Source organism: Brevundimonas sp. KM4, from assembly GCF_000964075.1.
GTDB lineage: Bacteria > Pseudomonadota > Alphaproteobacteria > Caulobacterales > Caulobacteraceae > Brevundimonas > Brevundimonas huaxiensis.
Map to the genome: position 1 here is coordinate 1 of NZ_JZRG01000037.1, position 5,897 is coordinate 5,897.

General features: G+C 59.6%; 7 protein-coding genes. 1 reads left to right on the top strand and 6 read right to left on the bottom strand.

The features are described from left to right. Window positions 1-19: 19 nt before the first annotated feature. Both VH88_RS14360 and VH88_RS14365 read right to left on the bottom strand, forming a co-directional pair. On the bottom strand, window positions 20-943 hold the full coding sequence (locus tag VH88_RS14360; RefSeq protein WP_045811853.1) for a hypothetical protein: 924 nt from the start codon (window positions 941-943) through the stop codon (window positions 20-22). Between the two features lie 313 nt (window positions 944-1,256). Continuing rightward, a complete protein-coding gene (locus VH88_RS14365) occupies window positions 1,257-1,454 on the bottom strand; it encodes a transcriptional regulator (RefSeq protein ID WP_231576704.1) in 198 nt (65 codons plus the stop codon). A 915-nt stretch (window positions 1,455-2,369) separates the two neighbouring features. Between VH88_RS14365 and VH88_RS14370 the strand changes: the two genes are divergently transcribed. Further along, complete coding sequence (locus VH88_RS14370) at window positions 2,370-2,747, top strand: hypothetical protein (RefSeq protein WP_045811855.1); 378 nt, start codon at window positions 2,370-2,372, stop codon at window positions 2,745-2,747. A gap of 132 nt (window positions 2,748-2,879) precedes the next feature. Here the strand turns inward: VH88_RS14370 and VH88_RS14375 are convergent, their stop codons facing one another. From VH88_RS14375 to VH88_RS14390, 4 genes are all read right to left on the bottom strand, one after another. Then, window positions 2,880-3,191 (bottom strand): flagellar protein FlaG, encoded by a 312-nt coding sequence (locus tag VH88_RS14375; RefSeq protein ID WP_156146871.1) that lies wholly within the window; start codon window positions 3,189-3,191, stop codon window positions 2,880-2,882. Between the two features lie 81 nt (window positions 3,192-3,272). Further along, on the bottom strand, window positions 3,273-4,154 hold the full coding sequence (locus tag VH88_RS14380; RefSeq protein ID WP_045811857.1) for a flagellin: 882 nt from the start codon (window positions 4,152-4,154) through the stop codon (window positions 3,273-3,275). 111 nt (window positions 4,155-4,265) lie between these two features. Beyond that, window positions 4,266-5,099, bottom strand: a complete 834-nt coding sequence (locus tag VH88_RS14385; protein ID WP_304413320.1) for a flagellin — start codon at window positions 5,097-5,099, stop codon at window positions 4,266-4,268. 158 nt (window positions 5,100-5,257) lie between these two features. Next, the gene (locus VH88_RS14390) at window positions 5,258-5,722 is read right to left on the bottom strand and encodes a flagellar biosynthesis repressor FlbT (RefSeq protein WP_045811858.1); all 465 of its coding nucleotides are present in this window, start codon (window positions 5,720-5,722) and stop codon (window positions 5,258-5,260) included. Window positions 5,723-5,897 lie beyond the last annotated feature (175 nt).

The following is a 5,897-nucleotide window of genomic DNA, read 5'->3' on the forward strand; positions in this document are numbered from 1 at the left end:
CCACTTTTACGGGGGAAGATCACCGGACCCTGCCGAAGGCGTACTGGAGCTGAGAGCTGGTGTAACCCGTTCCGGTTCCCGGGTGGTTGAAGAGAAAATTCGAACCCGCGATCTGCTGTTTCTTGATGAGCTCGACCAGGCGGGTCTGCACCTTGCCCTTGATGCTCGCGTCGCGTTTGCTCTGTCTGAAAGACAGGTAGCCTTCCGAATACTCATGGCCGTGGCGCATACGGATGACGTCGCGGTAGCGCTGACCCGTCTCGCTCAAGAACTCGATCACACCGGCGAGGCCGGGATGTCCGAGCTCGCGGGCCCCCGCAATCATCAAGGCCACGTCCGCGTCAGACCAGAAGTCACGCGCAGGCAGTTTGGGTTGGGGGACGCGAACCTGCTCCATCGGATTGTCAGCGCGCCATCCACACAGCCTCGCCGTCTCAAGGAGGTGGCTCAAAGCCACGCGCATCTGCACCTTCTGGCACGGGCGGTCGTTGTACAGTTCCAAGAGCTCAGTGAGGGCGACTTGGTCGATCGTGGCGAATGACGGCGAACCATTGTCATCGGACCAACGCTCGAGCTTCTTGATGTTGTAGTCCACGCGCGCTTTGGATTCCGGCACCAGATCGGCATAGCACCGCGATTTGCGACCCTCGATCCGATAAAGCTCGGCCAGCGCCGCCACGGAGCGGTCGCCGCCAGGCGAAGAGAGCGCCGCGCGTTTGCGGTACAGCTCCAGTTGGTCGTCGAACAACTTGATGTCGCGTTCGATCAGCGTTGCGAGCTTGGACGTGTAGGGGCAGCCGTCGCGCATGCCGGTTGCCGGCAGGCGCCGCTTCGCCACCCAATGGGGCGGGCGTTCCTCATCTGGAACACAATAGAACACCAGATCGGGCCCTTCCGGATCGGTCTGGGTTTGAATGAAGTCTCCTAGTCGGGATTTGAACATTACCGTCTTTTCTAATCTGCGCCATGTTGGCTGTGAGGGTGGAACAAATCGGCGTTCCAACTTTCAACTATTCAGATCAAAAAATGGCGTTGACGCAAGCAAAACGCGCACATTTACCTTAACAAAATAGCCTTTAACAGCTACCTATAGTAAAATGGATCCTGTGACGGCAGGAACTCACCGCTAAAAAGCCAGATTTGAGTGGAAATTCACGCGAGCACTGGCAAAAAAACGATAATTATCGGGCCATCGGCTTTTCGAACGACTACGCGGCCTGAGAGGCTGAGGGTTTGCTTCTCCCTCAAGGGGTGCTTCAGTTCGTGACAACGAGGCGAACGCCGGGGCCGCCGTGCTCGTCGGCGCGAACAAACGCCACGCCCGCATCTTCCAAAACCCGCACCAAAAGCTTCGCGTTGGCTGCATTGATCGGGGCCGGACCGTCGACGGATTCGGCGCGATTGATGGTGCCTGGCGCCAACCCCGAGACCTGTGAGAGCGCGGCAACGGTCACCCTCACAAGGGCCCGTGCTGCACGTAGTTGCGCGCCCGTGGGGTGACCAACCGGATGAGATCGTTCTGCCATAGCTAATTAAACTTGACTCATTAACACAAGTTTGGCCCTTTGGAGTCGTTATGACAACGGAGATCATTATGACCCGATTCGCAAGGCCCAATGAATGTCCCATCCACGGCGCCGCCCTTCATCGGGCCGCCTGCCGCGAATGCAATGCCGCCTACATGCGCGGTTACCTCCGGCGTCGGGCAAGGGAACGGCCTGGACATGCGATCTGGGAACGGGCGCGTCGCCGTGCGGCGCGATTGGGTGTGCCGTTTGCGCTTCCCTCGAAAACGGTGCTGGTTCCCGAGATCTGTCCCGTCCTCGACATTCCCCTTACTGTCGGCGTTAAACGCGCCCCCAACTCCCCCTCGCTGGATCGGATCGTGCCTCGCCTGGGATATGTGCCGGGAAATGTGCGCGTGATCAGCGATAGAGCCAACCGGATCAAAGGAAGTCGGGCGCTGGAGGAGCTTCGTGCCCGCGCTGGCGTACCCGATAACCCTCATAGCAAAGACTATGCTCGGGCCGCCGCCTACCTCGAACGCGAGCTGTTGCTGCAGGAGGTGCGGGCCAAGGCTGCGGCCGGCGGCCGGGCTGCCTTGGAATGGGAGAGGTGGCCGTGTTCCTTGATCGTGCCTTTTCTCGCGGGCCGGTCATCTAGAGCGTCTTCTTAGGCTCTGGAGGTCGGACCGAACTGTCGTCGCCTGAAGGGCTGGGTGCAGAACGAACGGCGCGCGTCGTGAACGCGGGGCCCGCCCGAGCGCGCCAATGTCGCGTTTCTTGCTATCGACGATTAGCCTGGCATTATGGCTCTGAGGCTGGGCGCTGGAGCGTCGGCCCTTCCACCCACAAGCTATAGGTTTCCCCATGTCCCGCTTCGCGGCTGACGTTGGGCCGGTTGATCGCCTTCGTGGCGACGACGTGCCCCTGTCGACAACTCTATTCACCATCGTGCTCGACAGATCACCGGGGTTCGACGGCGTCGACTATGCCCCGACCAACGTCATTTCCCAAACCCCCGTGGCGGTGCATCTGGCGCGGTCAGGACAATGGTTGCGCAATCGTGAGACGGTGGTTTTGCCGCTGCGTGTGGGCAAGTGGGAGCGTCTATTTCTGGCGCTTGTCGACGAAGAGAACGTGGTGGTCGCGTTCGGCGCGGTTTTGATGGGGGGCGGGGCTGCTCCGTCCGGGGAGATCATCGCGCACGTGGACGACATCACCTTGCGGCACCGCAGGCCGAACTAATGAGCTGACAACGCGTCGATACGTTCTGGTGTCGGCTGACAGGGGGGCAGCATGGCTGCCCCAAGCTCCCGGGAGCACAAGAAAACCCTCCTATGCCCGTGAGACAATCGCGCGCCGGGCTGTCCGCTGACATCAAATTAAGATGCCAAGGAGGGGGGAGGGGGCGTGAGGGCGTGTTAGCGCCTCCGCGGCTGCCTGCAGGGTTTCGCGCTGGCGCAGAAGCTGCTCGCTAGGGACCTGACGGATGATCTCGCCAGTTCGAGGATCATAAATCTTGTAAACGTAACCTCCGTCACGCTCCTCGATCATCAACCGGGACGCGCCAGGGTTGTTGGCGCTTCGTTCTACGCCAATTTTGAGCGCGAGAGGCGACGCAGAGACAACGATGGGTTCGGCATCAAGCCTTCCTGTCACCGACGCTTGCGTCGGGGGAAACACCTCCATTGTAGCGGCTCCTTGAAGCGCCATGATGGCTGGATCAGACAAAGGAGTCGGAGGCGGTCGAAGCCGCCTCCGAAAGTTCGCTTAGCGGAATAGGCTAAGCATGATGCCCGACGATTGATTGGCAATCGAAAGCGCCTGGACGCCGAGCTGTTGCTTGGTCTGGAGGGCGGTCAGTCGAGCGCTTTCCTTCGCAAGATCCGCATCAACGAGATTGCCGATGCCCGTTTCCAGGGCGTCCTGCATCTTCGAAGTGAAGGTCAGTTGGCGATCAAGCGATTTCGACTTGGTGCCGAGATCGGCCAAAGTCGACGTGAAGGCAGTGATGGCCGCATCCACGTTCGCAACGGTGTACCCAGCGCCGGTGTCCGCCGCTCCAGCCGCCTTGGTGAAGGCGCCAGTCGTTGCATCCAAGGCGCCGCCGAACAGGATCGAAGAGCCGGCAGCCGCTCCGTTGGCTGCCTTGAGAACCAGGGTGCCGCCTGAGGTGTTGGTGGTCACGGATAGAGCCGTAGCACCATTTGCCTTGAAGAGGTTGACGCTATCGAACGTTGCGCCATTCAAGGCATTGTGGATTTCGCCCAGAATAGCTTCGAAATCGGCAGTCAACTTCTTGCCGTTGGCATTCAAGTTTGCCGGAGTAGCCGCATCCTTGCCAGAATCGGCGATGGCTACGGCAAGGCTCTTCAGCTCGGTCAAAGCATTCATCACCGTGTCGCCGGCAGCCATGGCCACGTCAACGATTGACTGCCCGCGCTGCATCGACTGCTTGACGGAGTCCAGCGCCGCCATCTCCGCACGCTGACCAGAGGCAATTGCGAATATAGCGCCATTGTCTTTGGCTGAAGCGACCTTCAAGCCGGTGTTGATCCGGGATTGAGCGACCGTGAGATCGCGGTTGGTCTGGTTGAGGTTTTGAAGCGCGACCAGCGCTCCGGTATTGGTGTTGACGGAATTCAACGCCATATTTTAATTCCTTCTAGAGAAGAGGCGCCGTTCTGACGCCCGGTGATCTCGCTCAAGACTCTGTGTGCGAGAAAAGAAGCGAGCGCGGCGAACCGCGCCCGCCAGCCGCTACTAGCGGAACAGGCTGAGCACGATGCTCGACGACTGGTTTGCGATCGACAGCGCTTGAACACCAAGCTGCTGCTTGGTCTGCAGTGCGGTGAGGCGCGCGCTTTCTTTGGCCAGATCCGCATCGACCAGGTTGCCAATGCCCGTTTCGAGTGCGTCCTGCATCTTCGATGTGAAGGTCAGCTGGCGGTCGAGCGACTTCGACTTGGTGCCCAAATCCGCCAAGGTGGAGGTGAAGCTGCTGATGGCGGATTCTACGGCCGTCACCGTTCGCGTCCCCGCAGGAAGGCCCATCGTCGCAGCCGTCGTGCTAGCAGCGGCGATTGGCTTGAGTTCGAACGCGGTCGTCGTAGAACTCCGCACGTTGATCGCGGCCGCGTTGGCGTCGAACAGGTTCACGCCGTCGAATTTGGCGCCGCGCAGGGCCGAGCCAATTTCAGTGACGATGGCGTCAAAATCCGCGTTCAGCTTGGAGAGTGTGTCGCTCGCTGCCGGAGCGTCCGCAATCGCGACTGCGAGGCTCTTTAGCTCCGTGAGCGCGCTCGTGACGGTTTCGCCGGCCGCCATAGCGACATCGACAATCGATTGCCCGCGTTGCATGGATTGCTTGACGGAATCGAGAGCAGCCATTTCTGCGCGTTGCCCCGAGGCAATAGCGAAGATAGCGCCGTTGTCCTTAGCCGATGAAACCTTGAGGCCCGTGTTCACCCGGCTTTGGGCGACCGTGAGATCGCGGTTGGTTTGGTTAAGGTTCTGAAGCGCAACGAGAGCGCCGGTGTTGGTGTTGATGCTGTTCAGCGCCATACGCCTGTAGTCCTTCTGGAAATGCAGCGCCATTCTGACGCCTGAGCCTTGTGCTCACATCGGAGCGTTCAAATGTCAGGCCGGGCGGACGGCTCCAGAAAGTTCTTTGTAATCAATCTCTCCTTTGCGCATACGGTCGGCACATTGCGCCACCTAGGCACGATGTGCCGGGTCCCCGAGGCAAAATCTGCCTACCTCGGAAGTAGTGGATGATTGGGCTGTTCGGCAGCAATCAGATCTCTAGCCGCCACCATGGCTTCATAATATTGTCCCGCCTCGGCATGCGCGCTGACCCGATCAAGGACTGCGTCGACACCGCTTCCGTATATTTCTTCACGCTCAGGCGCGACTTGGAGCTGACATATCGCAGCCTTCAGTGTGGCGGCGTTTCCCACATCTTCACCGCCGCTAAGATACATCGCCTGGGTGTAAATCGCCTCCGCGAAGCTAGGCTGCCCGACAACCTCTAAGCGATCCCTGGAGCGTAACATCCGCACAGTATTGTTGAACTGCAGGCGAATTTTGTGTGGCTGAAGATTTTCAACCCGAGCCCCGTTGATCATGACTTCCTCGCCAGGCTTCAGCCAGATGGTTAAGGCCAAGGAATCCTCCAGCATGTCGAGTTTGAGGGTCGAAAGAACCGCGTCCAGCCTCACCAGGCGCGAGGTGTCCTGAACGGACAGCCCTCGTCGCCATCAACGCCGTTCCGTAATCGAATGGCATCTCAAATCGCGGCGAGGATTACATAGGAACCGCGGGCGGGTATTTTATGTTCTCATCGAGCAAGGTCACGATAGAAACGCCCTAGCGGCGGGAACGACTGCTGATCCC